Genomic DNA, 22,778 nt, shown 5'->3' with positions numbered 1-22,778 from the left:
GAAATCCTCACAGTTGTTTTTTCAATTGATAAAGTAACTCTAATGCCTGCTTCGGTGTCAGGTCGTCAGGCTGTATGCGTTCCAATTCTGCGACCACCGGATGGGCAGGCGGTTCCTCGGGGGGCACGGCACTGGCGAACAAATCGTTTTGCGGTGTCGCTGCAATGGTCTGGTTTTCGAGTTGTTGCAATTTGCGTTTAGCCAATTGCACCACCGATTTGGGAATACCGGCCAGTTGCGCCACCTGTATCCCATAACTCATGGTTGCAGCGCCCTCTTCAACTTTATGCAAAAAGACGATGCCCTGACCATGCTCAACGGCGTCCAGATGGACGTTGGCGGCATGCTTGGCTTCATCGACAATGCGCGTCAGCTCAAAATAATGAGTGGCAAACAGAGTCAGTGACTTGTTTTTTTCGAGCAGTTGTTTGGCCACCGCCCAAGCCAGGCTCAAGCCATCAAAGGTACTGGTCCCACGGCCGATTTCATCCAGTAATACCAGGCTGTTTGCGGTGGCATTATTCAGGATATTTGCCGTCTCCGTCATTTCCACCATAAACGTGGAGCGGCCACCTGCCAGATCGTCTGAGGCGCCGATACGGGTAAAGATACGGTCTATCTCACCGATGACCGCAGTTTGGGCGGGCACAAAGCTGCCGCAGTAGGCCAGCAACACAATCAAGGCCGTTTGCCGCATAAAGGTGGATTTACCGCCCATGTTGGGGCCGGTGATCAGCAATAACTGCCGATAGGGATTGAGCACGACATCGTTGGCTACATAGGGCTGCGCGATACTCTCGACCACCGGATGCCGACCGCCCTGAATATCTATGCCAGTGTCAGCACGGAATTGCGGCTGCACATAATTGAGCGACCGTGCGCGCTCGGCAAAACAGGCCAGCACATCTAAGGTCGCCACGGCAGTGGCGATGCGCTGCAACTGGGCGATGTGCGGCAGTAAAGCCTCTAACACCTGTTCATACAGCATTTTTTCACGTGCCAGCGCGCGCTCATTGGCGCTCAACACTTTATCCTCAAACGCTTTTAACTCGGGCGTGATAAAGCGCTCTACATTTTTCAAGGTCTGGCGGCGACGATACTCCGCTGGCGCACTTTCTGCCTGTAAGCGGCTGATTTCAATGTAAAAACCATGCACGCTGTTGTATTCAACCTTGAGGTTAGTAATGCCAGTACGGGCTTTTTCAGCGGCCTCAAATTGCAACAGAAAATCGCCGTGGTCGGTCTGAATCGCCCGCAAGTCATCGAGCTCGGCATCGTACCCCGTCGCAATCACACCGCCCTCACGCAGCACGGCAGACGGCTCGGCTTGAATCGCCTGCACCAATATCTGCAAGGCCTCGGCAGGCACCTGCAATTCGGCGATCAGGCTCTGCAACAAGCCGGATTGTGTCCGCGGCAAGACGCTGACCAGCGCCGGCAACTGCAACAAGCTATCGCGCAGACCCGACAAATCGCGTGGCCTGGCCGACTTGAGCGCCACACGTGCGGTCATGCGCTCAATGTCGCCCACCGGATGCAAGGCTTGTTGCAACGCGCTATCCAAAAACTGTTCAAATAACTCGGCGACTGCCAGATGCCGCTGCTGGATGGTCTGCTGGTTGCGCAAAGGATGATGCAACCAATGCCGCAACAAACGCGCACCCATGGCGGTTTGCGTCGAGTTCAGCAGCGAATACAAAGTGGGAGAAGCCTCCCCGCGTATGGTGGTATCGATTTCCAGATTGCGCCGGGTGGCCGCATCCAGTTGCAGGTAATGATGGCTCTGCTCGACACGCAAGCCGACAATATGCGGCAAGGCCGTGCGCTGCGTATGTTTCACATACTCCAGCAATGCCCCCGCTGCCGTCACGGCCGCGGGCATCTCGCCACAGCCAAACCCGGCCAGGTCATGCGTATTGAATTGCTGGGTCAAACTGCGGCTGGCCGTTTCCAGATCAAATTGCCAGGGGGCAAGCCGTTTTTTGGCGCAACGTGCATGCTGCAAGACCTCAGCATTATGATCTTCAGCCATCACCAGCTCCGCCGGATGGATGCGCTCCAGCTCCTGCGGCAAATGTCCTGGTGCAATTTCAGTCAAGACAAACTCGCCTGAGGCCAGATTGAGCCGTGCTAACCCCAATACACCCTCGCCCCGGGCTACGCAGAGCAAAGTGTTATCGCGGGTTTCATCCAGCAAGGCCGCATCCGTCAGTGTGCCCGGCGTCAGGATGCGCGTCACTTCGCGCGCCACCGGCCCTTTTGAGGTCGCCGGATCGCCCACCTGCTCGCAAATAGCCACTGCCTCGCCCACTTTTGCCAGCTTGGCCAGATACTGCTCGGCCGCATGGTAAGGCAAGCCTGCCATTTTGATCGGCTCGCCATTGCTGGCACCGCGGCGAGTTAAGGTAATCCCCAACAAACGGGCTGCCTTTTCTGCATCCTCAAAAAACAGTTCATAAAAGTCACCCATGCGGTAGAACAACAGCATATCGGGATACTGTGCTTTAAGCGTCAGGTATTGACGCATCATGGGGGTGTGGTTTTCGAAGGACATGCGGATAAATCAGTGCGAGTATGGGTTGAGTGAATAAGTGTGTTTAGCCTTGGCATCTTACAACAAAAGGATGCAGGATGATCATGTGTCCGGCCAGCGGCATGACGAATACAACCGTGACCAATAGATCTATAAAAAAGCCATTGTTTCAAGCGAGGAGAACAACCTTGATGCGGGTTGTTGTGCCAGAAAAAAACAAACCCGGATTCAACTCCGGGTTTGTGACATGCCTGAACGCAATACAAAATTACAAAGTCGGCGTTTTAATCCGCTCGGTTAAATGCGGTGCAATCACCTGCAACATTTGGCTAAATACCTTAGGATTAGCCGCAACAATATTGCCGGTACGCAACCAGCTCTCGTTGCCCTCAAAGTCGCCGACGATCCCGCCAGCTTCCTGCACTAACAAAGCGCCTGCAGCAATATCCCAGGGGGAGAGATTAATCTCAAAGAAACCATCACTGTAACCCGCAGCAACGTAAGCCAGGTCGAGCGCAGCCGAACCAGGGCGGCGCAAGCCAGAGGTTTTTTTGGCCATGTCGCGGAAAATATTGATGTAGGTTTCCAGATAGCTAAAATCTTTGAATGGGAAGCCGGTAGAGAGCAAGGCTTCTTGCAGTTTTGCGCGCTGAGTGACGCGGATACGGCGGTTATTCAGGAAGGCGCCACTGCCCTTGGTGGCGGTAAAAAGGTCGTTACGAACAGGGTCGTAAATGACGGCTTGCGTCAGCACGCCTTTTTCTTGCAAGGCAATCGAGATGCAATATGCCGGAAAGTTATGCAAAAAGTTAGTGGTGCCATCCAGCGGGTCAATGATCCAGATGCTATCGGACTCGCTGTTGGATTTACCGCTCTCTTCCCCATAAAAGCCATGGGTGGGATACGCGTCCTTGAGCACGGCAATAATGGCTTGCTCGGCACCCCGGTCCACTTCACTGACGAAATCGTTAGTGTCTTTCTGCTCGATCTTGAGGGCGCCAATATCCATGGCGGCACGGTTAATGATTTTGCCAGCTTCACGCGCGGCGCGGATGGCGACATTCAGGGTTGGATGCATGCTGTGGGATTCTTGATTACACTGATAAAATGCTATTTTAGCTTTTTAAGCGCTGTGTCACAAACACAACGACCAAATATACGCATGTCTTCTAACTCTGAATCCCCCATTTTTAACAATATCCGCGTCGTGTTGTGTCAAACCAGCCATCCTGGCAATATCGGTTCGACCGCGCGCGCCATGAAAACCATGGGCCTGAACCGGCTATATTTGGTTCGTCCCAAGCACTTTCCCGATGGCGAAGCCAAGTCACTGGCCGTGAATGCAGGCGACGTGCTGGACCACGCCGTGGTCACACAAACCCTGGAAGAAGCGCTGGCTGATTGCCAGTTTGTGATTGGCGTCAGCGGCAAAGAGCGCTCGTTGTCGCAACAAGTGATGACCGTGCGTGAAGCAGCACAGGAAGTCAAAGCTGTCGCAAGCCATAGCGAGGTCGCGCTGGTGTTTGGCACCGAAATGAGCGGACTCAGCAACGCCGAAGCGGACCGCTGCCATGTACTGGCGACGATTCCGGCCAATCCGGAATACACCTCACTCAACCTGGCGCAAGCCGTGCAGGTAATGTGTTATGAAACCCGCATGGCCGTGACGACCGGTGAACTGCATTACCAGGAGAAACCGGTGGAGCTGGCGACCCAGGAAGACCTGGAGCGCTTTTATGAGCATATGCGCGAAGTCCTGGAGCATATCGGCTATATCAATCCACGTGCACCGAAAAAACTGTTTGAGCGCTTGCGCCGCCTGTATGGCCGTACCCGGCTAGAAAAAGAGGAGGTGAACCTGTTGCGCGGGATTTTGACGCTCACGGTCAATCCAAAAAAACACAGCAAGTATTAGTGACTGCGTTCACCCCATAGGGACAAACAGAGCCACAGATAACCAGGCAAAACGCCGATTGCGTTTATCGGCGGTGAATACTTCTCCCCCATGCGCCGTCAAATCGCCGCCAACCCGATCTTCGCCCGCGCCTCATTGCAAACGACCGAGCCTGCTTCAAACTCGCGGCAGGTGCTCGAGCGCAAGGCATAAATACTGCACCCGACTGACTGCCCGACCTGCCCTTGTAACGCGACACAACGAACCGGCTTGATCTCGGTGCCCTGCATGCAAACATAGGTCTCATTGACTTTTTTCGTCATGGCGGCCGGCACCGTCCCCAGTGGATGCGCGTCAGTCTCAGCCCAGTAAAACGAGACGCGGAAACTGGCACAGCAGGCGCCACAGGATTGGCAATGATCTGACATTCAACACGAATTTCTAATAAACACGCTCGCTATTTTAACGGCTTTCCCTTTTTTAGCCACAACGCCCACACCAGGCAAAGAGAGACAAAAACGTGTGTTTCATGGGTTTCCTCTGCGATCTCTTCGCCCGCTGTGGCTAACCATCCCTCCCAAGCAATAACCCGGCAAGCCTAAGCCAAGACTTGTGGCATAATGCGCGCATGTTCAAACATCTTAAAGAAGATATTTCGATTGTGTTTGACCGTGACCCGGCCGCACGGACACATTTCGAGATTCTGACCACCTACCCTGGCGTCCACGCGCTGATTTTGCATCGTTTCAGTCACTGGTTATGGAGTCACCGGCTCTATTGGCTGGGACGCGCGTTGTCGCATCTTGGCCGCTGGCTGACCGGCATCGAGATTCATCCCGGCGCCACCATTGGTCGGCGCGTGTTTATTGACCATGGCATGGGCGTGGTGATCGGCGAAACAGCCATTATTGGCGATGACTGCACGCTCTACCATGGCGTCACCTTGGGCGGCACCAGCTGGAACAAGGGCAAACGTCATCCAACACTGGAATCTGGTGTGGTCATTGGCGCTGGAGCCAAAGTGTTGGGGCCCATCACCGTCGGCAAGAACGCCAAAATCGGCTCCAATGCCGTAGTGGTCAAAGACGTCCCTGAAAACGCCACTGCGGTTGGGATTCCGGCGCGTATCCTCGAGGAGGAAAAAGCCAAGCAACGCCATGATGTCGCACAGAAAATGGGGTTCAACGCCTATGCGGTGGGCAACGATGAAAATGACCCGATGATCAAGGCGATCAACAGCTTGCTTGATCATGCTCACAAGCAAGAAGCAGAAATTGCCGAGCTGAAGACGCAAGTCGCCAGGCTCAATGATGTGGAAAACGACAGCAATGTCGGTGAGGCGTTTGCCAAAAAGCCGGAATAAAGGCAGCGAACAGGCCTTTCCAGCCTGACCTCGGGCCCGCATTGAGGCCTTGATTAGATGGATAAAAACAGACTGAACTTTTACAGCATAATAATTGACTAAAACAGTAGGTTATTCTATAATTCAATACTGTTTTTAAAGGTCATCTCAAGATGCGATTAACTACCAAAGGTCGTTTTGCCGTTACCGCCATGTTGGATATCGCGCTCTATGAAGCGGATAAACCAGTGACATTGGCCGGCATCAGTGAGCGCCAAAGCATTTCATTATCTTACCTTGAACAGCTATTCAGTCGCCTGCGCAAACAAGGCCTGGTTTCCAGCGTGCGCGGTCCCGGCGGCGGTTACCGTATTGCCAAAGCGCATCATGAGATTTCTGTATCTGACATTATCACTGCCGTAGATGAGCAAATTGACGCGACCCAATGTGGTGGCAACGAGAATTGCCATGAAGAAGGCCGCTGCATGACCCATGAGCTATGGGCTTCTTTAAACAGCAAAATTCTGGACTACCTGTCAGGCGTCACACTGGCCGACATGGTAGACATGCAACGCAACAAATCTACCGGCCAGGTGATTTTTGCCCCGCGAAAATGTGGCTCAGAAGCCAGCATTGCCGCTTAAGGCCGGGCATCAAGGCACACCAAGTCCATGACCACCGTATTCTTTGACCACAACAGCACCACCGCACTGAAACCGCAAGTGCTGGACGCCATGTTGCCGTGGCTGGGGCAAGCGTGTGGCAATCCGACCAGTCGTCATGTGTATGGGCGCAATGCGCGTGATGCCATGGAACTGGCCAGAGCACAGATTGCAGAATGTGTGGGTGTGCAACCGTCGCAAGTGGTCTTTACCTCCGGTGGTACCGAAGCCAATAATTTTGCCATTAAAGGCATGGCGGCCAACTTGAGTGCCACGCAATTATTGATCAGTGCCATTGAACATCCCTGTGTCACCAGACCTGCGCAGTCGCTGGCTTGGCATGACTGGAAAGTGGCAACGCTACCGGTCACGGCCGAAGGCACGCTGGACCTGCAGCAAGCCGAACAAGCGCTGAACACACGCACAGGCTTGGTATCTTGCATGTTGGCAAATAACGAAACAGGTGCCTTACAGCCGGTCGCTGAATTGGCAACACTGGCAAAAGCCCGTGGCGCGCTGATCCATACCGATGCCGTACAAGCGTTTGGTAAGGTGCCTGTCGATTTTACGTCTTTGGGCGTGCATGCGCTGACGTTTTCCAGCCATAAAATTGGTGGTCCGGTTGGCGTTGGTGCGCTGATTCTGGACAAACGGGTGGATATTGCGCCCTTGCTACACGGCGGGGGGCAAGAAAAAGGCTTGCGTAGCGGCACCGAGAATGTCGCCGGTATTGTAGGCTTTGCCCGTGCCTGCCAGCTTGCCATACAAACGCTGCAAAGCCGCAGCCAGGCGACCCAAGCCTTGCGGTCTCAGCTTGAAGCCGGATTGCAGCGTCTGGGTGCGGTGATCTTTGCGGAGAATGCACCACGCCTGCCCAATACGAGTTTTTTTGCCATCCCCAATATTGAGGGTGAGACCTTGGTCACCGCGCTGGATAAAGCTGGATTTGCTGTCGCCAGCGGCTCCGCCTGCTCCAGTGACAGTACTGAGCCCAGTCATGTCCTGCTGGCCATGGGGATAGAACCTGACCTTGCGCGCGGTGCGGTACGCGTGAGTGTGAGCGACAGTAATACCGCCGAAGAAATCAGCGAATTTTTAGCCGCGTTGCAGAAAGAAGTGCAACGTCTCAAAGGGTTAAGTGCCATCGCGGCATAAGTATTTTATGGAAAGAGCATTGAAATATGTCTGAAAGAAAGCCGATCTATCTGGATTATTCTGCGACCACCCCTGTGGATCCTCGTGTTGCACAAAAGATGATCCCTTACCTGACCGAGGATTTTGGTAACCCGGCCTCGCGTAGCCATCCTTACGGCTGGACAGCCGAGCAGGCGGTTGAGCATGCACGTGAAGAAGTTGCCAAACTGGTGAATGCGGATCCACGCGAAATCGTCTGGACTTCAGGTGCGACCGAGTCCAACAACCTGGCGATTAAAGGCGCTGCGCATTTTTATGCTGCCAGCAAAGGCAAACACATCATTACCGCGGCCACCGAGCACAAAGCGGTGCTGGACACCGTGCGTGAACTGGAGCGCGAGGGCTATGAAGCCACGTATTTGCAACCAGAAGCCGACGGCCTGATTTCACTGGAAAAATTCAAGGCAGCCATTCGCCCTGACACCGTGCTGGCGTCCATCATGCTGGTGAATAACGAAATCGGCGTGATTCAGGATATCGAAGCGCTGGGCAATGTCTGCCGTGCCAATAACGTGATCTTTCATGTGGATGCCGCACAAGCCACCGGCAAAGTGACGATAGACCTGGAAAAACTGCCTGTGGATTTGATGAGCTTTTCTGCGCACAAAACCTATGGCCCTAAAGGGATTGGTGCCTTGTATGTCCGCCGTAAACCACGCATCCGCATTGAAGCGCAGATGCATGGCGGCGGTCACGAGCGTGGCATGCGTTCCGGGACGCTGGCCACCCACCAGATTGTCGGCATGGGGGAAGCTTTCCGCATTGCCAATGAAGAAATGGCCAGCGAGAACGAACGTATCCGCATGTTGCGTGACCGTCTACTAAACGGTTTGCTGCAAATTGAAGAAACTTACGTCAATGGGGATCTCGATCACCGCGTCCCGCACAATCTGAATGTGAGCTTCAACTTTGTAGAAGGTGAATCGCTGATTATGGCAATCAAGGATATCGCCGTCTCCTCCGGCTCTGCCTGTACCTCGGCCAGCCTGGAACCAAGCTATGTCTTGCGCGCCTTGGGCCGCTCTGACGAGTTGGCTCACAGCTCCATCCGTTTCAGCATTGGCCGCTTTACCACCGAGGCCGATGTGGATTACACAATAGATTTGTTGAAGAGCAAGATTGGAAAACTGCGTGAACTGTCCCCATTATGGGAGATGTTCAAGGATGGGATTGATTTGTCCAAAGTTGAATGGGCAGAGCATTAAAAATTGATCTTTCATCGCCTGGCGGCGTTGTCGACATGCTTGGTTAGATTAGACTAAACGGCGCATGCCTCCGCCTTGCCAGACAATGAAATCTGCAATTTTTATTCATTAAAGAATTATTTTTTAAATTAAAACATGAACATAATCTTTATGTGACGTTTTAATTGATAGGAGCAATCATATGGCTTACTCAGATAAAGTATTAGACCACTACGAAAATCCACGTAATGTGGGTTCTATGGACAAAAACGACCCGAATGTCGGCACCGGCATGGTCGGCGCCCCTGCCTGTGGTGACGTGATGAAATTGCAGATCAAGGTCAATGATGCGGGCGTGATTGAAGACGCCAAATTCAAGACCTATGGCTGTGGCTCTGCCATTGCTTCGAGCTCACTGGTGACAGAATGGCTCAAGGGCAAAACCCTGGATCAGGCGCAAGAGATCAAGAACTCTGCGATTGCGGAAGAGTTGGCGTTACCGCCAGTGAAAATTCACTGCTCAGTGCTGGCCGAAGATGCGATCAAATCCGCGATTGCCGATTTGAAATCCAAGCAAGGCGCGTAATATGGCGATTACCCTGACAGAAGCCGCGGCCCAACGTGTTGAAAAGTTTCTGGCGAACCGTGGCAAAGGCATAGGCTTGCGCCTCGGTGTCAAAACCACAGGGTGCTCGGGCATGGCTTACACGCTGGAGTTTGTGGATGATCTGCAGCCAGAGGACACGACGTTTGAAAGCCATGGCATTAAAGTGATTGTAGACCCTAAGAGTCTGGTCTACATCGATGGCACGGAGCTCGACTTTGCCAAAGAAGGCCTCAATGAAGGCTTTAAGTTCAACAACCCCAACGTCAAGGACGAATGTGGTTGTGGTGAGTCTTTTACGGTTTAATTGTTGCCGCAGATAACCTTCGTTTTCTGCGGCTGATGACTTTATGCAAAACCATTTCTCGCTGTTTCAGCTGCCAGCCCAATTTGAAATTGATCTGGCCACACTCGATGCGCACTACCGCAAACTGCAAGCTGAAGTGCATCCTGACAAGTTTGTGAACGCCTCCCCTGCTGAACGCATGCAATCCATGCAGATGGCCACCTTGGCCAACGAGGCCTATCAAACCTTGAAGCAGCCGACCACCCGTGCCCGTTATCTGCTGCAACTGCAGGGCATTGCTACCGATGAGGAACAGAATACCGCCATGCCCGCGGATTTTCTGATGTCACAAATGGAGTGGCGCGAGGCGATGGAAGACGCCAAGTTTGGCAAAGACATTCCAGCACTGGAACGCTTGCTGTCAGAAATGCATCTGGCGGCCAAAGACTTGCAGCAACAGGTGAAAACCGAGCTGGCTGATGCCCCGCAAGCGGCGGCGATGACCGTGCGTAAAATGCGTTTTATTGACAAAGTGACTGAGGATATCCACCAGATCATCGCCCAGTTGGAAGATTAGAATTTCATGGCCCTATTACAGATTTCAGAACCAGGTTTTTCCCCAGCCCCACACCAGCACAAACTGGCGGTGGGCATAGACCTGGGCACCACCAACTCGCTGGTGGCGACCGTGCGTAGCGGGATGAGCACCGTGTTGCACGATGAACACGGGCATGCCTTGTTACCTTCTGTGGTACGTTACCTCGAAGAGGCTGTCGTCGTCGGCCATGAGGCGCAAGCGGCACAAAGCCAGGACCCGGTGAATACCATTGTTTCGGTCAAACGGTTTATGGGCCGGGCCTTGCACGACATCACCGACCGCGCACATATCCCCTACCATTTTGTCGAGAACGACAGCTCACACGGCATACTGGAGCTGAAAACCCGTGCCGGGCTCAAAAGCCCGATTGAGATTTCTGCCGAGATTTTAAAGACACTGAAAGTGCGCGCTGAAAAGGCGCTGGGCGGTGAACTCACCGGTGCAGTCATTACCGTGCCGGCCTATTTTGATGATGCGCAACGCCAGGCGACCAAAGACGCGGCCCGACTGGCAGGCTTGCATGTCTTGCGCCTGCTCAATGAACCGACGGCCGCCGCCGTTGCCTACGGCCTGGATAACGCGGCAGAAGGCGTCTATGTCATTTATGACCTGGGCGGCGGCACATTTGATATTTCCATCCTGCGCTTGAGCAAAGGGGTGTTTGAAGTCCTGTCAACCAATGGCGACTCTGCCCTGGGCGGCGATGATTTTGACCACCGGATTTACTGCTGGGTGCTTGATCAGGTGCGTAGCAAAACGGCAGACTTCAAACCGTTAACCGAAGAAGACACGCGCCTGTTGCTGACCAAAGCGCGCCAGGCCAAAGAATGGCTGACCGATAACCATGAAGCCAATATTGTCTGCAAACTCAGTAATGGTGCATTGGTGGATGAAACACTGAGCGTGAGCCAGTTTGTTGCCCTGACCGAACATCTGGTCAATAAAACCCTGAGCCCTACCCGCAAAGCCATGCGCGATGCCGGGCTGGCCATCGATGAAATCAAGGGCGTGGTACTGGTTGGCGGCGCGACGCGCATGCCGCATATCCGTCATGCCGTACAAGCCTTTTTTCAGCAAGAACCCTTAACCAATCTGGACCCGGACAAAGTGGTGGCCCTGGGGGCTGCCATTCAGGCCAACATTCTCGCTGGCAACCGCAGTGGCGATGATTTATTGCTGCTGGATGTGACGCCGCTCTCCTTGGGACTGGAAACCATGGGTGGGCTGGTTGAAAAAGTCATTCCGCGCAACTCGACCTTGCCGATTGCACGCGCCCAGGATTTCACCACCTACAAAGACGGCCAAACGGCGATGGCGATCCATGTGGTACAAGGCGAGCGCGAGCTGGTCAGCGACTGCCGTTCACTGGCACGCTTTGAACTGCGTGGCATTCCGCCCATGGCGGCCGGGGCTGCCCGTATCCGCGTCACCTTTCAGATTGATGCCGATGGCCTGCTCTCGGTCTCCGCGCGCGAACAGACCAGTGGCGTCGAGTCCAATGTCACCGTCAAGCCGTCTTATGGCCTCAACGAAGAACAAATCACCAGTATGCTCAAAGACTCGTTTGGCGCCGCCGAAGCAGACAAACAGGCGCGCATGCTGCGTGAAGCGATAGTCGATGCCCAGCGCCTGATTGAAGCGATTGAAGCCGCCCTCGCAGAGAGTGGCGATACCTTGCTCGATACGGCGGAGCGTGCGCAGATAGAAGCGTCTATCCAGGCGTTACGTGCCCTTTGTAATCAACACGATAGCCAAGCCATCAAGCTAGCGACCGAAACCCTTAACCATGCCACCGAAACCTTTGCCGCCAGACGCATGGATGCGTCTGTCAAAAAAGCGCTGGCCGGTAAAAACCTGGATTCACTGGAACTCTGATATGCCTAAAATTACCATACTCCCACACGCTGAACTGTGCCCGGAAGGCACCGTGATTGAAGCAGCCTCAGGGACTTCGATTTGCGACGCCTTGTTGAAGCACGACATAGACATTGATAATGCCTGTGGCGGCGTGTGTGCCTGTACCACCTGCCATGTCATTGTGCGTGCAGGCTTTAACAGCCTGAACGAGATCGAAGAAGATGAAGAAGACATGCTAGACCGTGCCTGGGGCCTGCAACCGCATTCACGCTTGTCCTGCCAGGCCGTGTTGCAGGATCAGGATGTCACGGTTGAGATTCCGAAATACAGCATCAATCTGGCTAAAGAGGGTAACCACTAGGCGCCTGACTCCTGCGCTCCCACAAAAAAAGCCGATGCATGCATCGGCTTTTTATTTGTGCCAGACCAGGGACTAGCCAATAAATGTCTCTTCAAGGAAGTCCACTTTACCATTCGAGATATCATAAACCGCGCCAACAATACCGATTTGCTTGCTTTGCAGCATATCATCGACAATATCACTGCAGCGGATGATGGTATCGATTTGATATTTTACATTGAGTGCACAAATCTTTTCCACGAAGTCGCCATTCTTGGAATTACGCTGCGCCGGGTCTGAGACTGTTTTTTCGTGACGGATAGAGGGTTTGATCAGATTGATAATCTCACCAATATGCCCGTCTTTAAAATCGTCACAAGCCGCTTTGACTGCGCCGCAAGAACTATGGCCCATCACCACAATCAGTTTGCTGCCGAGGTATTTACTGGCGAATTCAAGACTGCCAATCGCTTTATCCGAGGCAATATTGCCTGCCAGACGCACACTGAACACATCGCCCAGCGCCTGATCAAACAACAACTCCACCGGTGCTCGGGAGTCACTGCAACTAAGGAATGAGGCAAACGGGTGTTGCTTATCTTTGGTGATTTGAATCAGGCTTTTGAAGTCCTTGTCCTGCTCCAGATCACTGGTAAAACGGTGGTTGCCTTCGACCAGAATCTCCAACGCTTCACGCGGGGTCATTTTGTCACGGTCGAGCAAGGGATGTTTGTACATATCAATCTATCCTTAATAATCAGTTTTTTATTATTGATCAGCCAAAATCTTAATGGCCAAGCATAAATTTGGGCGGGTTAAACTGGATGGTTTCAACCTCAATATTTTTCAGTTTGGCCTGTTGTTGGTAGTCTTGGATAAACTCCACCACATCATAGGCGATTGATTTGCTATTGGTGCAATCAATCACCACCTTGCTATTGCGCGGGATGGATGCCAGGACTTCGAGGATGCTCGCTTTATTAAAAAACGATACTTCTTCGGCCAAAACGAGATGATACACTTCGCGGCCCTCTTCGTTCGAGCGCGTTTGCTTGATGTAATGCGAATTACGATAGCTATGGTGCAAGGTGAAGAAAATAGCCACCACCAGGCCCAAGCCGATACCGGTCAGCAAGTCAGTCAACACAATCGCGGCAATCGTTACCACAAAAGGCACAAACTGTTCCCAACCCAAGGCATACATCTGCTTGAACAGGCTGGGTTTGGCCAGCTTATAGCCGACCATAATCAGAATGGTTGCCAGGCTGGCCAGCGGAATCATATTCAACAGGCTGGCGATGGTGATGGCACTCAACAGTAACCAAAAACCATGCAGTATCGCTGACATTTTTGTGTGTGCACCAAAGGTAATGTTTGCACTGCTACGTACGATCACCTGTGTGATGGGTAAACCGCCAATCATGCCAGACAGAACATTGCCTAACCCCTGCGCCTTGAGCTCACGGTTGGTCGGTGTCACACGCTTATGCGGGTCTAGTTTATCCGTCGCCTCCACACACAGCAGGGTTTCCAGGCTGGCCACAATCGCCATCACCAATGCGGTTTTGATCACCAAAGGCTGAGTCATCTGACTAAAATCCGGGTGGGTGAAAAAACTGGCGAAGTCGCCGAGACTGCTGGCAACGGGCAAGCTCACAATCTGGTCAGCCGCCAGTTTGAAGTCCAGCCATTCATGCATAAACGCCCAGTTGAGCGCGATACCGGTGAACACCACCACAATCGGCCCTTGCAGCACTTGAAACACACGATGCTTTTTACTCAAATAGACATCCCAAAAAATCAGGATGGCAAAGGAAACAGCGGCAATCAGGATGGCGCCTGGCGTCAATAAATCCCAGGCCTGCAAAATATCACTAAATGTGTTGTGACCCCCTGCCTCCTCAAAGGCTTCGTCACCTTCAAAATCCGCATCATAGCCAAAGGCATGCGGAATCTGCTTGAGGATAATCAACAGGCCGATGCCGGTCAGCATGCCTTTAATCACCGAAGATGGCACAAAATAAGCAATGAAGCCGGCTTTAAACTGGCCCAGCAAAAACTGGAACACCCCGGCCAGTACGACCGCAGCGAGAAATGCCTCATAAGAACCCAGGTTGCTGATGGCGGCCAGCACAATCACCGCCAGGCCGGCCGCGGGTCCACTCACCCCCAGTTGCGAACCACTGGCGAGGCCAACCACAATGCCACCGATAATGCCGGCAATCACGCCGGAAAACAAAGGAGCGCCAGAAGCCAGTGCAATACCCAGGCACAGGGGCAAGGCGACAAAAAAGACGACAATCGAAGCCGGTAGGTCGCGGTTCAAATGCGCTAACAATGACAACGGCCCTGACCGTTGAGTATCGGTTGACATGGTGTATCAGTCCTCTTTTAATTTATTCGTTTTTATCATCATTTTTTCAAATACTAGCCCCGCCTGTATGCGGGATGTGCGATCACCAGTGTGCAACGGAGGGAATACGGCCATCGCTGACCTGTTCCCACCCGATCTTGTTCAGTGCCGCCTTAGTCAGCCATGGGCGCAGTGTAAGGACGCCTGCCGATAAAATGCAGTTGCATTTGCTGGTGCTTGTCAAAGCCCTTCTCGGGCTTGTCAGTCACGATGCCTGCGCCAATCCATTTGCCATCGGCATCCTGTTTGGCAACCGGCACTTTTGCATAAGGCCGTTTGCTCAAAAAGTTGTGATGATGCTGTTGCTTCACCGCTTGCGCCTGATCAACATCATCCGCATGGACTGAACCCATTAAACCAAATGCAGCGATGACTGCCAACCATAATTTTTTCATTGTTTATCCTTTTCGTGTCACTGATTCATCTCAATGACGCCGGGTATCTCCTGCACCACAATGCGTTGCCTGATAACCAGATCGAGGATTGTGCACGGGTCCTGACAATAAAAAATCAACCAATATACGGAGTTCGGTATATACTAAATGGCATATGTCTAACGACAGTGCTCACTCACCCATACCCCATACTGCAAATGCGCCTGCTACGGAAAGTGCATTTGCCCTGCGCAACGCCCTCAAACAAAATCAGGTGCAAATCGCGCATGAGCGCCTGTTTGAAAAGCTCGGGCAGCAATTATTTAGTCATGGCTGGTCAGAGAGCCTGCTGCAATGGGTACTGGATGAGTTAAGCGGACAATTTGGTGCGCCGCATGCCCTGATCAGCCAGCAGCATGCCGGGGCGCTCAAAATTCTGGCACAAAGAGGCAATACCTATCCGGTGGGCGCGCGTATCCCCATGCTGGGTGCGCTGGCGCTATGGCTCAAGGAACCAATCACGTTTGAAGTGCATACTCAATATGTCGCCAGCTTATGGACGCTACAACCGCCCGCAGGCACAGCACCCACCTTGCATTGCTATCATCTGCCGATTGCCGTCCAGCAGCGGGCGGTTGGCCTGCTGGCACTCATGACCAGCAATCCACTTAGCCCCGCCAATCTGCAGCTATTGCATAGCCTGTGCGGATTGATTGGATTTGCCCTGCAACAATCCACCCGCACTGCCACTAGCATTGATGACAGCGTCCTGCAAAAACTGACCCCGCGCGAACGCGAGGTCTTTGCCTTGTTACCCTCCGGCGCCAGCAATGCCATCCTGGCGCAAAAGCTGGGCATTTCACCGGGCACGATCAAGATTCATGTAGAACGTATTTTAAGCAAACTGGACTTGCGGGACCGCACACAAGCGGCAGTCAAGGCAGTTGAAGCCGGTTTTAGCAGCGACGGGCTATAAACATGCAGTGGATCGTGGCAGGCTTACACCAATTCAGCAACCGCATGAACCGGCTGTGGCAGGATTTATCGCTCACCACCAAGGGGATCGTGCTCAATGCCTTGCCGCTCACAGTCTTACTGGCGTCACTGGCGCTGATTTTCGAGAGTGAACAGCAAGCAGCCCTGCTCGAAAGACGGGTGCAGAATGCCTTGCAAATCCAGCAGGATATCCAGACCCTGCAAACCTTGTTGCTGGAAGCCTCCACTGGCGTAAGAGACTTTTTACTGACGGGTAACCGGCAATTCCTGACTGGCTACGAAAGTGCCAAGCAAAGTATGCCGCATTTGCTGCACTCACTCGAAACCAACCTGGACGATGCCTCGCAACAACACCTGCTCGATGTCATTCACCCGCTGGTCGCCCAAAACCTGGAAGACTTGGCCGTGATGGCCAGTCACCGAGCACAGGAAGCCGACCAAGCGTTGATTACAAAGTTTTCCTCACAAGGCAAAGCCTTGAATCAATTGCGCAACCATTTGAATCAGATGAGCGCGCGCGAATCAGCCATCGTGGAGCAAGACAAGAAAGAAGTGATTTTTGAGCGCAAACGCAATTTGCGCATTACGCTGATGGCGGTCATCGCCGGGGTAGCGGGTTCCCTGATTGGTGTCTGGCTATTCAGCCAGACCATCGTCGCCAGGGTGAGGACCATCCGTGACAGTGCCACCCATCTGGTCAAAGGTGAACCACTGGCCTTGCCCAGCATTAGCCGCGACGAGCTCGGTGAGCTGACCAGTGAGCTGGAGCATGCCTCACAATTGCTGACTAAAAGTGCACAGGAGGCGCATCTGGCACGAGTAGATGCCGAAGAAGCCAGTGCCGCAAAAAGTAATTTTTTGTCGCGCACCAGTCATGAGTTGCGTACACCACTCAATGCCATTTTAGGCTTTGCCCAGATCCTGGAAAATGACTTGCCCGAGGGGCGACAAAAAGACAGCGCAACCTTGATTCATAATGCTGGCCAGCATCTGTTAAAGCTGATTAACGAGGTGCTGGACATCTCGCGGATTGAAAGTGGCGATATTGACATGGCGCTGGAACACGTCTCGGTGAATGGACTGCTAGAAGAGGCTTACCACTACCTCAAGCCCTTGGAAAAGGTGCGTGATATTTCGATCCAAACCGAGTTTGCAGCAGACCTGGCCGTACAGGCAGACCGTCAGCGGCTGCTGCAAGTGATACTTAACCTGCTGTCAAATGCCTTGAAATATGGCCCCGAAAACAGTGTGGTCAAGCTCAGGGCCTACCCCCAGCATGGTCAGGTACGGGTGGAGGTCGAGGATGCAGGCAAAGGCATTCCGCTGGCCATGCGCTCCCGGCTGTTTACGCCATTTGACCGCCTTGGCGCCGAACGTACCGTGACGGAAGGCACCGGCTTGGGGTTAGTGCTCAGTAAACAACTGATGGACGCCATGGGCGGACAAATCGGGGTCGCTGAAGATAAAAGCCTATTCTGGATCAGCCTGCCGGCACAGCCCAATGCACACCCCCAGCCCATGCATGTGTCTGCGCCGGTGGAGCCAGGCGCGCCTGTGCAGCCGGTCACCACCCCTTCCACCGGCAAACGGCCTATTTTGTACGTGGAAGACAACCCGAGTAACCAGGCCCTGATTGAAGCGATTGTGAGCAAGCATCGTCACCTCAAGCTGCATCTGGCTGCCAACCTGCAGGAAAGCATGGTTTGGTTAAGGGATATGCAGCCAGATTTGCTATTGCTGGATCTCAATTTGCCAGACGGTTCGGGGGAGAGACTGATTCAGCACATACAGGCTGAACGGCAGTCCTTGCAGTCCATGCCCATCGTCGTGTTAAGTGCGGATGCCTTGCCGGAAACCAGGGAGCGCCTGAGTCAGCTGGGCATTACACATTATTTTACCAAGCCATTAAATGTAGCCAGTTTCAACCAGCTATTGCTTAAATTATTACCAGAGTCTGCCTCATGAACATAGAACAACTGCGTGCGTCCAAAATTCTGATTATTGATGATGCTGAAGCCAACTTGCGCTTACTCGAAGAACTGCTGACCAAAGAAGGGTTTGAGCAGGTGATCAGCACCACAGACCCAACCAAGACCATGGATCTGGTCAACGCCTTTCAACCTGATTTAATCTTGCTGGATTTGATGATGCCGGTACTGGACGGGTTTGCCGTGCTCGACCAGCTCTCGCACCATGTCGGCCATAATGAATACTTGCCGGTGCTGGTACTGACTGCGGATGCGACCATCGCTACCCGTAGACGGGCGCTGGCCCTGGGGGCAAAAGATTTTTTAACCAAACCTTTTGACCCCATGGAGGCCATGTTGCGCGTCTGGATTCTGCTGGAGACGCGCTGGTTATTCACCCAGCTCAAGCAACATCAACCTGATTTGCAATTGCCGGGCTATCAGTAAACAACCTTATTGATAAGCGCGTTTGCTGGCAAAGCGCAGATTTAATAATTGACGCTGATGCTGTGCAACGCTTTGTGCCGGATCAGTTACCTTCAAGCCGGTGCCTTCCCAAGCCTGTTCTGATTTTTCAGCAGTCGCATTTACTGTTAATGGGCGTTTACCAAAGTTTTGTTGCTGAACAGGGATGCTCTGATCCGCTAATGCAGTTCCTGCAACAGTGAATAATGCCATACCCACAACAACCAATGATTTAGAAATATTCATTTGAAACTCCTGTCTTTAAGTGGTTACGAGGGCCGTCTTGCTTAACAAATGAGGCTTAACGGATTCTGTAAGTGTCATTCTGCACACAATCCCTTACAACAGCCTTGCAAATATTAAAAAAATATGAATTAAAAAAGACTTCTTGAATAAAGGGCTTTTCAGCTTGAGTTAAGGCTGCGCAGGTATCTTGACGGTTCATTGTGAAACAAGGAGCCCCAAAATGAACAAAATACTGCCTTATGTATTGAGTAGCCTGCTAATTGCCAGCAGCTTGTTGCAGCCAGCTTGGGCTGACGACGACGATGAAGACGATATGCAGAAAATGGAACAAATGGTAAAAGCGTTCGGCCTGATTTCTCAGCAGGAGGCACAGACCAAAGCCCTGGCAGCCAAGCCTGGCGTGGTAAAGGAGATAGAGCTGGAACGCCGCAAATTTAGAGATGGCTGGGACTACGAAGTGGAAATCGTCGATGCCAAGGGCAAAGAGTGGGAAGTCACGCTGGATGCCAAGACCGGCAAAGTGAATAGCCTCAACCGCGACTGGTTTTAACGGGTCGACTCAAGCGCTTAGGCCTGCACGCCGGGCCTGAGCGTGAATGTCACCCGCAGTCCGCCCAGCCATGGCGAATGGTCGAGTACGATGCTGCCCTGATAATGCTGCACAATATCCTGCACGATGGCCAGACCCAATCCGCTGCCCGGCTTGGATTCGTCCATACGCATGCCACGTTGCAGCAAGGCCGCCAGTTCTGAAGCCTGGCTACCGGGCCCATCGTCTTCAACAATGATGTGTATCTCCGCCTGCACCGAGATATTTAACTGAACCTGGCTGCGGCACCATTTAAACGCGTTATCGAGTACATTCCCAAGGAGTTCCAGCATATCTTCGCGATCTATCATCACGCGCGGCTGACCGTCGTGCTGCCAGGCAAATCCTACGGTCTTTTCGCTATAGATTTTTTGCAGGGTCGCCACCAGCGTGGGTAGCACCAGTTCCAGGTCCGTGGTTTGGCTGGTATAGGCATCGCCCATCAAGCGCGCCCGTTTTAATTCGCGCTCCACATCCTGATAAATTTCATCGGCACAGCTCTGTACCCTTTGCCGCAACTGAGCATCACTCTCTAGTGAGGCGTCCCCTGACAACAATTGCAGCTGGGCGAGACGAGTTTTAAGCCCATGGGCCAGATTGCCGATAGCCAGCCGCGAGCGCCGGGTTTTCTGGCTGGCACTTTTGAGGATACGGTTAAACTCATTGATGAGCGGCATGACTTCAGCCGGACCGCTGGCATTCATCTGCTGCAACTCGCCGCTGGCCACTTTTGCCAGGCTTTCCTTGATCTGCTGTAAGGGATAGAGCGTATTCACGACAATCCAGCGCTGCAAGGCGAGCAGTGCCAGTAACCCCAGCAAGGAAAACACGCCATACAACCAATGAAACATGCGTAAACTTTGCTGCAACTCGACAAGACTCTCGGCGATATAAATCGTGATGGTTCGCTGCTGCTTGCGGTAGCCATGGCCCAATAACAACAGTGGCTGCGACTCGGGGCCGGTGACGTGCATGACCCGCTCTTCACCCACCTTGAGCGCGCTCACCGGCAAGTTCACATCCCACCACGAGCGGGATTGGGTTTTAGACTGGTCCAGCATCACAATAAAATAACGCCCGGAAAAAGGACGCTGGTATGCCGCCGTCATCACATGCGGTGCCAACGCCAATTGCCCGCGCGCATTGACTGTAACACCGGCGAGCACCCCTTCTGCTTCCTGCTGCATGCGCGCCGTCATCTGCGACTGAATCAGGTGATCTATGGTAAACGTCACCACCGCCCATTGCAGCGTCAGCAGCCCCACCAGGCTGAGCGTCAACCCTAGCGACAATTGCGTGCGTAAAGACTTCATGCTGCCTGCACGATCAACACATAGCCCTGTCCACGCCGGGTCTGGATACGCTCAGCGCCGATCTTGTGCCGCAAGCGGTTCACATAGACTTCGATCACATTACTGTCCTTGTCTGCATCATAGGCGTACACGTGTTCGGTGAGCTCGGTTTTAGAAAAAATACGCCCGGGATGCAGCATCAGATACCGTAACAGCCTGAACTCGGTGCCCGTCAACACGTGCGCGCGCTGCGCTTGCCACACCGTTTGCGTTTGCTCATCCAAACGCAGATCGTCTACCACCAACTCACCACTGACCACCCCCACCGTGCGTTTATGCACGGCCGCCAATCTGGCAATTAGCTCCTGCAAGTGAAAGGGCTTGGTCACATAGTCATCGGCGCCCACATGAAAGGCTTCGACTTTTTCCTGCCAGCTGCTACGCGCGGTCAGGACAATCACCGGCAACGCCAGCCCCTTGCGCCGCCACTCGGCCAGAATGTCCAGGCCCGGACGGTCCGGCAAACCCAAATCCAGAATCGCCAGATCATAAGGTTCCAGGCTGCCCTGTATCGCGGCTTCAACACCCGCTTGCAACCAATCGCAAGCGTAGCCCGCCTGCGCAAGAGACTGCTGTAGCTGCGCGCCCAATAAGGCATCATCCTCTACTAATAGCAACCGCATCAGTCGTCCTGCTCCATTTTGAGCAGCTGCCCGGTCTTGGCGTCCAGTTTCAGCTCCCACACCTGGCTACCCGCATCCAGTATGTCGATCTCATACACGTAGCGACCATGTTTCTTCTCCAGCTCAACCTCGAGAATTTCACCTGGTTTGTAAGCTCTGGCTTTTTGAGAAATTTTTTCCAGACTCAGAATTTCACCTTTGGCAGACAATCGGCCGGCATTGGCAGGGCTTTCCCCTGAATCGGCCTGCGGCAAGCAGGCTAATGTAGCGCACATGATCAAAAGCGCGAGAAGTACTCTCCTGTCGCGACAGGGCATCCCAACCATGCGTATTCAACTCCTGCAAACAAAGACTATGCCCAAAAGTTTAACAGCATTCATCTTAAACCAAGCTTAAATTGGGCCATGACCTGGCTGCATGGCCACAGACGACGGATTATTTCAAAACCCGCCCTTTAAAAAGCCGGTTGCAGCTACAATATTGATTTGGCACACATCTCCAACGCCCAACGCATCATGCAATTTTTATCTCACAGCTCCACCGCCCGCTTACCTACCCAGTTTGGCGAGTTTGATATCCATGTATTTACCGATAGCCGCAATGGCCTCGAACATGTTGCGCTGGCCTGCGGCAACCTGCAAGGCGCGCAGTCGCCGCTGGTCAGGGTGCATTCCGAATGTTTAACCGGCGATGTGTTTGGCTCAACACGCTGTGATTGTGGTGAACAGTTGCACCACGCGCAACGCCTGATCCAGCAAACCGGCTTGGGCCTGATCCTATATTTAAAAAACCACGAAGGCCGCGGCATTGGTCTCAATAACAAAATGCGCGCCTATGCGCTGCAAGACCAAGGCCTGGATACCGTAGAGGCCAATATCGCCCTCGGGCTACCGGTGGATGCCCGCACCTACGAAGCGGCCGCAGAGATGCTGCAATACTTTGAGATCAACACGATCCAGCTACTTTCCAACAATCTGGAAAAACGCACGGCCTTGCAATCGCTAGGCATCAGCGTTGCGCAGCAAGTGCCATTGCTCACGCCGCCTACGCCTGACAATCTGAAGTACCTGCAAACCAAGGTCAACAAGTTGGGGCATTTACTGCCAGATTTACCTGCTTAAAGGCAACCCGCTTAATTGCCCCCTATCTACCGCCCTTCTTCCCAGCATTTGCCGCCTTCGGCAACGCCTGTTTCAGTCTTAACCGATTATTCAATCCGCATGCGGCCTGCCTTTGTCAGGGCACGCTGACAGCAAGCT

The 22,778-nt window shown here is 53.1% G+C and carries 25 protein-coding genes; 15 read left to right on the top strand and 10 right to left on the bottom strand.

Annotated elements, in window-relative coordinates:
• Positions 1–7: 7 nt before the first annotated feature.
• Both mutS and ACT53G_RS02170 read right to left on the bottom strand, forming a co-directional pair.
• The gene (gene mutS / locus ACT53G_RS02175; protein WP_476168573.1) at positions 8–2,554 is read right to left on the bottom strand and encodes a DNA mismatch repair protein MutS; all 2,547 of its coding nucleotides are present in this window, start codon (positions 2,552–2,554) and stop codon (positions 8–10) included.
• A gap of 247 nt (positions 2,555–2,801) precedes the next feature.
• The gene (locus tag ACT53G_RS02170; protein ID WP_194747009.1) at positions 2,802–3,611 is read right to left on the bottom strand and encodes an inositol monophosphatase family protein; all 810 of its coding nucleotides are present in this window, start codon (positions 3,609–3,611) and stop codon (positions 2,802–2,804) included.
• Between the two features lie 84 nt (positions 3,612–3,695).
• On the opposite strand from ACT53G_RS02170, the gene ACT53G_RS02165 reads away from it, so the two are divergent.
• Positions 3,696–4,448: an RNA methyltransferase gene (locus ACT53G_RS02165; RefSeq protein WP_476155010.1), complete on the top strand. Its 753-nt coding sequence runs from the start codon at positions 3,696–3,698 to the stop codon at positions 4,446–4,448.
• Between the two features lie 98 nt (positions 4,449–4,546).
• On the opposite strand, the gene ACT53G_RS02160 is transcribed toward ACT53G_RS02165, so the two are convergent.
• A complete protein-coding gene (locus ACT53G_RS02160) occupies positions 4,547–4,855 on the bottom strand; it encodes a YkgJ family cysteine cluster protein (RefSeq protein ID WP_476155012.1) in 309 nt (102 codons plus the stop codon).
• Positions 4,856–5,055: 200 nt separating this feature from the next.
• Between ACT53G_RS02160 and cysE the strand changes: the two genes are divergently transcribed.
• From cysE to fdx, 9 genes are all read left to right on the top strand, one after another.
• Positions 5,056–5,790: a serine O-acetyltransferase gene (gene cysE, locus ACT53G_RS02155; protein ID WP_476168572.1), complete on the top strand. Its 735-nt coding sequence runs from the start codon at positions 5,056–5,058 to the stop codon at positions 5,788–5,790.
• A 152-nt stretch (positions 5,791–5,942) separates the two neighbouring features.
• The gene (gene iscR / locus ACT53G_RS02150) at positions 5,943–6,413 is read left to right on the top strand and encodes a Fe-S cluster assembly transcriptional regulator IscR (RefSeq protein ID WP_194747013.1); all 471 of its coding nucleotides are present in this window, start codon (positions 5,943–5,945) and stop codon (positions 6,411–6,413) included.
• A 27-nt stretch (positions 6,414–6,440) separates the two neighbouring features.
• Positions 6,441–7,586, top strand: coding sequence for a cysteine desulfurase family protein (locus ACT53G_RS02145; protein ID WP_476168571.1), 1,146 nt, complete (start codon positions 6,441–6,443; stop codon positions 7,584–7,586).
• Positions 7,587–7,612: 26 nt separating this feature from the next.
• Positions 7,613–8,830 carry an IscS subfamily cysteine desulfurase gene (locus ACT53G_RS02140; protein WP_476168570.1) on the top strand — a complete coding sequence of 406 codons (1,218 nt, stop codon included), beginning with the start codon at positions 7,613–7,615 and terminating at the stop codon, positions 8,828–8,830.
• A gap of 181 nt (positions 8,831–9,011) precedes the next feature.
• On the top strand, positions 9,012–9,395 hold the full coding sequence (gene iscU / locus ACT53G_RS02135) for a Fe-S cluster assembly scaffold IscU (protein WP_194747016.1): 384 nt from the start codon (positions 9,012–9,014) through the stop codon (positions 9,393–9,395).
• A gap of 1 nt (position 9,396) precedes the next feature.
• Positions 9,397–9,720, top strand: a complete 324-nt coding sequence (gene iscA, locus ACT53G_RS02130) for an iron-sulfur cluster assembly protein IscA (RefSeq protein ID WP_194747017.1) — start codon at positions 9,397–9,399, stop codon at positions 9,718–9,720.
• A gap of 43 nt (positions 9,721–9,763) precedes the next feature.
• The gene (gene hscB / locus ACT53G_RS02125; protein ID WP_476168569.1) at positions 9,764–10,276 is read left to right on the top strand and encodes a Fe-S protein assembly co-chaperone HscB; all 513 of its coding nucleotides are present in this window, start codon (positions 9,764–9,766) and stop codon (positions 10,274–10,276) included.
• Between the two features lie 6 nt (positions 10,277–10,282).
• Positions 10,283–12,172, top strand: a complete 1,890-nt coding sequence (gene hscA, locus ACT53G_RS02120) for a Fe-S protein assembly chaperone HscA (RefSeq protein ID WP_476168568.1) — start codon at positions 10,283–10,285, stop codon at positions 12,170–12,172.
• 1 nt (position 12,173) lies between these two features.
• Complete coding sequence (gene fdx, locus ACT53G_RS02115) at positions 12,174–12,515, top strand: ISC system 2Fe-2S type ferredoxin (protein ID WP_194747020.1); 342 nt, start codon at positions 12,174–12,176, stop codon at positions 12,513–12,515.
• Between the two features lie 72 nt (positions 12,516–12,587).
• Here fdx and ACT53G_RS02110 read toward each other — a convergent pair whose 3' ends face one another.
• The 3 genes from ACT53G_RS02110 to ACT53G_RS02100 form a co-directional block, all read right to left on the bottom strand.
• The gene (locus tag ACT53G_RS02110; RefSeq protein WP_194747021.1) at positions 12,588–13,232 is read right to left on the bottom strand and encodes a carbonic anhydrase; all 645 of its coding nucleotides are present in this window, start codon (positions 13,230–13,232) and stop codon (positions 12,588–12,590) included.
• A 49-nt stretch (positions 13,233–13,281) separates the two neighbouring features.
• On the bottom strand, positions 13,282–14,868 hold the full coding sequence (locus ACT53G_RS02105) for a SulP family inorganic anion transporter (protein WP_476168567.1): 1,587 nt from the start codon (positions 14,866–14,868) through the stop codon (positions 13,282–13,284).
• 152 nt (positions 14,869–15,020) lie between these two features.
• Positions 15,021–15,302 carry a hypothetical protein gene (locus tag ACT53G_RS02100; RefSeq protein WP_313984150.1) on the bottom strand — a complete coding sequence of 94 codons (282 nt, stop codon included), beginning with the start codon at positions 15,300–15,302 and terminating at the stop codon, positions 15,021–15,023.
• Positions 15,303–15,456: 154 nt separating this feature from the next.
• Between ACT53G_RS02100 and ACT53G_RS02095 the strand changes: the two genes are divergently transcribed.
• The 3 genes from ACT53G_RS02095 to ACT53G_RS02085 are packed head-to-tail and all read left to right on the top strand — an operon-like array spanning position 15,457 to position 18,691.
• Positions 15,457–16,257, top strand: coding sequence for a LuxR C-terminal-related transcriptional regulator (locus tag ACT53G_RS02095; protein WP_379077833.1), 801 nt, complete (start codon positions 15,457–15,459; stop codon positions 16,255–16,257).
• Between the two features lie 2 nt (positions 16,258–16,259).
• Positions 16,260–18,242 (top strand): hybrid sensor histidine kinase/response regulator, encoded by a 1,983-nt coding sequence (locus tag ACT53G_RS02090; protein WP_476168566.1) that lies wholly within the window; start codon positions 16,260–16,262, stop codon positions 18,240–18,242.
• Entirely contained in the window at positions 18,239–18,691 is a 453-nt protein-coding gene (locus ACT53G_RS02085; protein ID WP_194747026.1) for a response regulator, read from the top strand. Before ACT53G_RS02090 ends, ACT53G_RS02085 begins: the two co-directional genes overlap by 4 nt.
• Positions 18,692–18,697: 6 nt before the next feature.
• Here the strand turns inward: ACT53G_RS02085 and ACT53G_RS02080 are convergent, their stop codons facing one another.
• Complete coding sequence (locus tag ACT53G_RS02080) at positions 18,698–18,955, bottom strand: hypothetical protein (RefSeq protein WP_194747027.1); 258 nt, start codon at positions 18,953–18,955, stop codon at positions 18,698–18,700.
• 220 nt (positions 18,956–19,175) lie between these two features.
• Between ACT53G_RS02080 and ACT53G_RS02075 the strand changes: the two genes are divergently transcribed.
• The gene (locus ACT53G_RS02075) at positions 19,176–19,505 is read left to right on the top strand and encodes a PepSY domain-containing protein (protein WP_275356836.1); all 330 of its coding nucleotides are present in this window, start codon (positions 19,176–19,178) and stop codon (positions 19,503–19,505) included.
• A gap of 17 nt (positions 19,506–19,522) precedes the next feature.
• On the opposite strand, the gene ACT53G_RS02070 is transcribed toward ACT53G_RS02075, so the two are convergent.
• Genes ACT53G_RS02070 through ACT53G_RS02060 form a run of 3 tightly spaced genes read right to left on the bottom strand, consistent with a single transcriptional unit; the run spans position 19,523 to position 21,794 of the window.
• Positions 19,523–20,857 carry an ATP-binding protein gene (locus ACT53G_RS02070; protein WP_476168565.1) on the bottom strand — a complete coding sequence of 445 codons (1,335 nt, stop codon included), beginning with the start codon at positions 20,855–20,857 and terminating at the stop codon, positions 19,523–19,525.
• The gene (locus ACT53G_RS02065; protein WP_476168564.1) at positions 20,854–21,519 is read right to left on the bottom strand and encodes a winged helix-turn-helix domain-containing protein; all 666 of its coding nucleotides are present in this window, start codon (positions 21,517–21,519) and stop codon (positions 20,854–20,856) included. Before ACT53G_RS02065 ends, ACT53G_RS02070 begins: the two co-directional genes overlap by 4 nt.
• Entirely contained in the window at positions 21,519–21,794 is a 276-nt protein-coding gene (locus ACT53G_RS02060) for a PepSY domain-containing protein (RefSeq protein WP_476168563.1), read from the bottom strand. Before ACT53G_RS02060 ends, ACT53G_RS02065 begins: the two co-directional genes overlap by 1 nt.
• 240 nt (positions 21,795–22,034) lie before the next feature.
• On the opposite strand from ACT53G_RS02060, the gene ribA reads away from it, so the two are divergent.
• Complete coding sequence (gene ribA, locus ACT53G_RS02055) at positions 22,035–22,640, top strand: GTP cyclohydrolase II (protein ID WP_476146100.1); 606 nt, start codon at positions 22,035–22,037, stop codon at positions 22,638–22,640.
• Positions 22,641–22,778: the final 138 nt, after the last annotated feature.

This window comes from Methylophilus sp. DMC18, from assembly GCF_056314005.1.
This window is presented reverse-complemented; position numbering and strand designations above follow the sequence as displayed.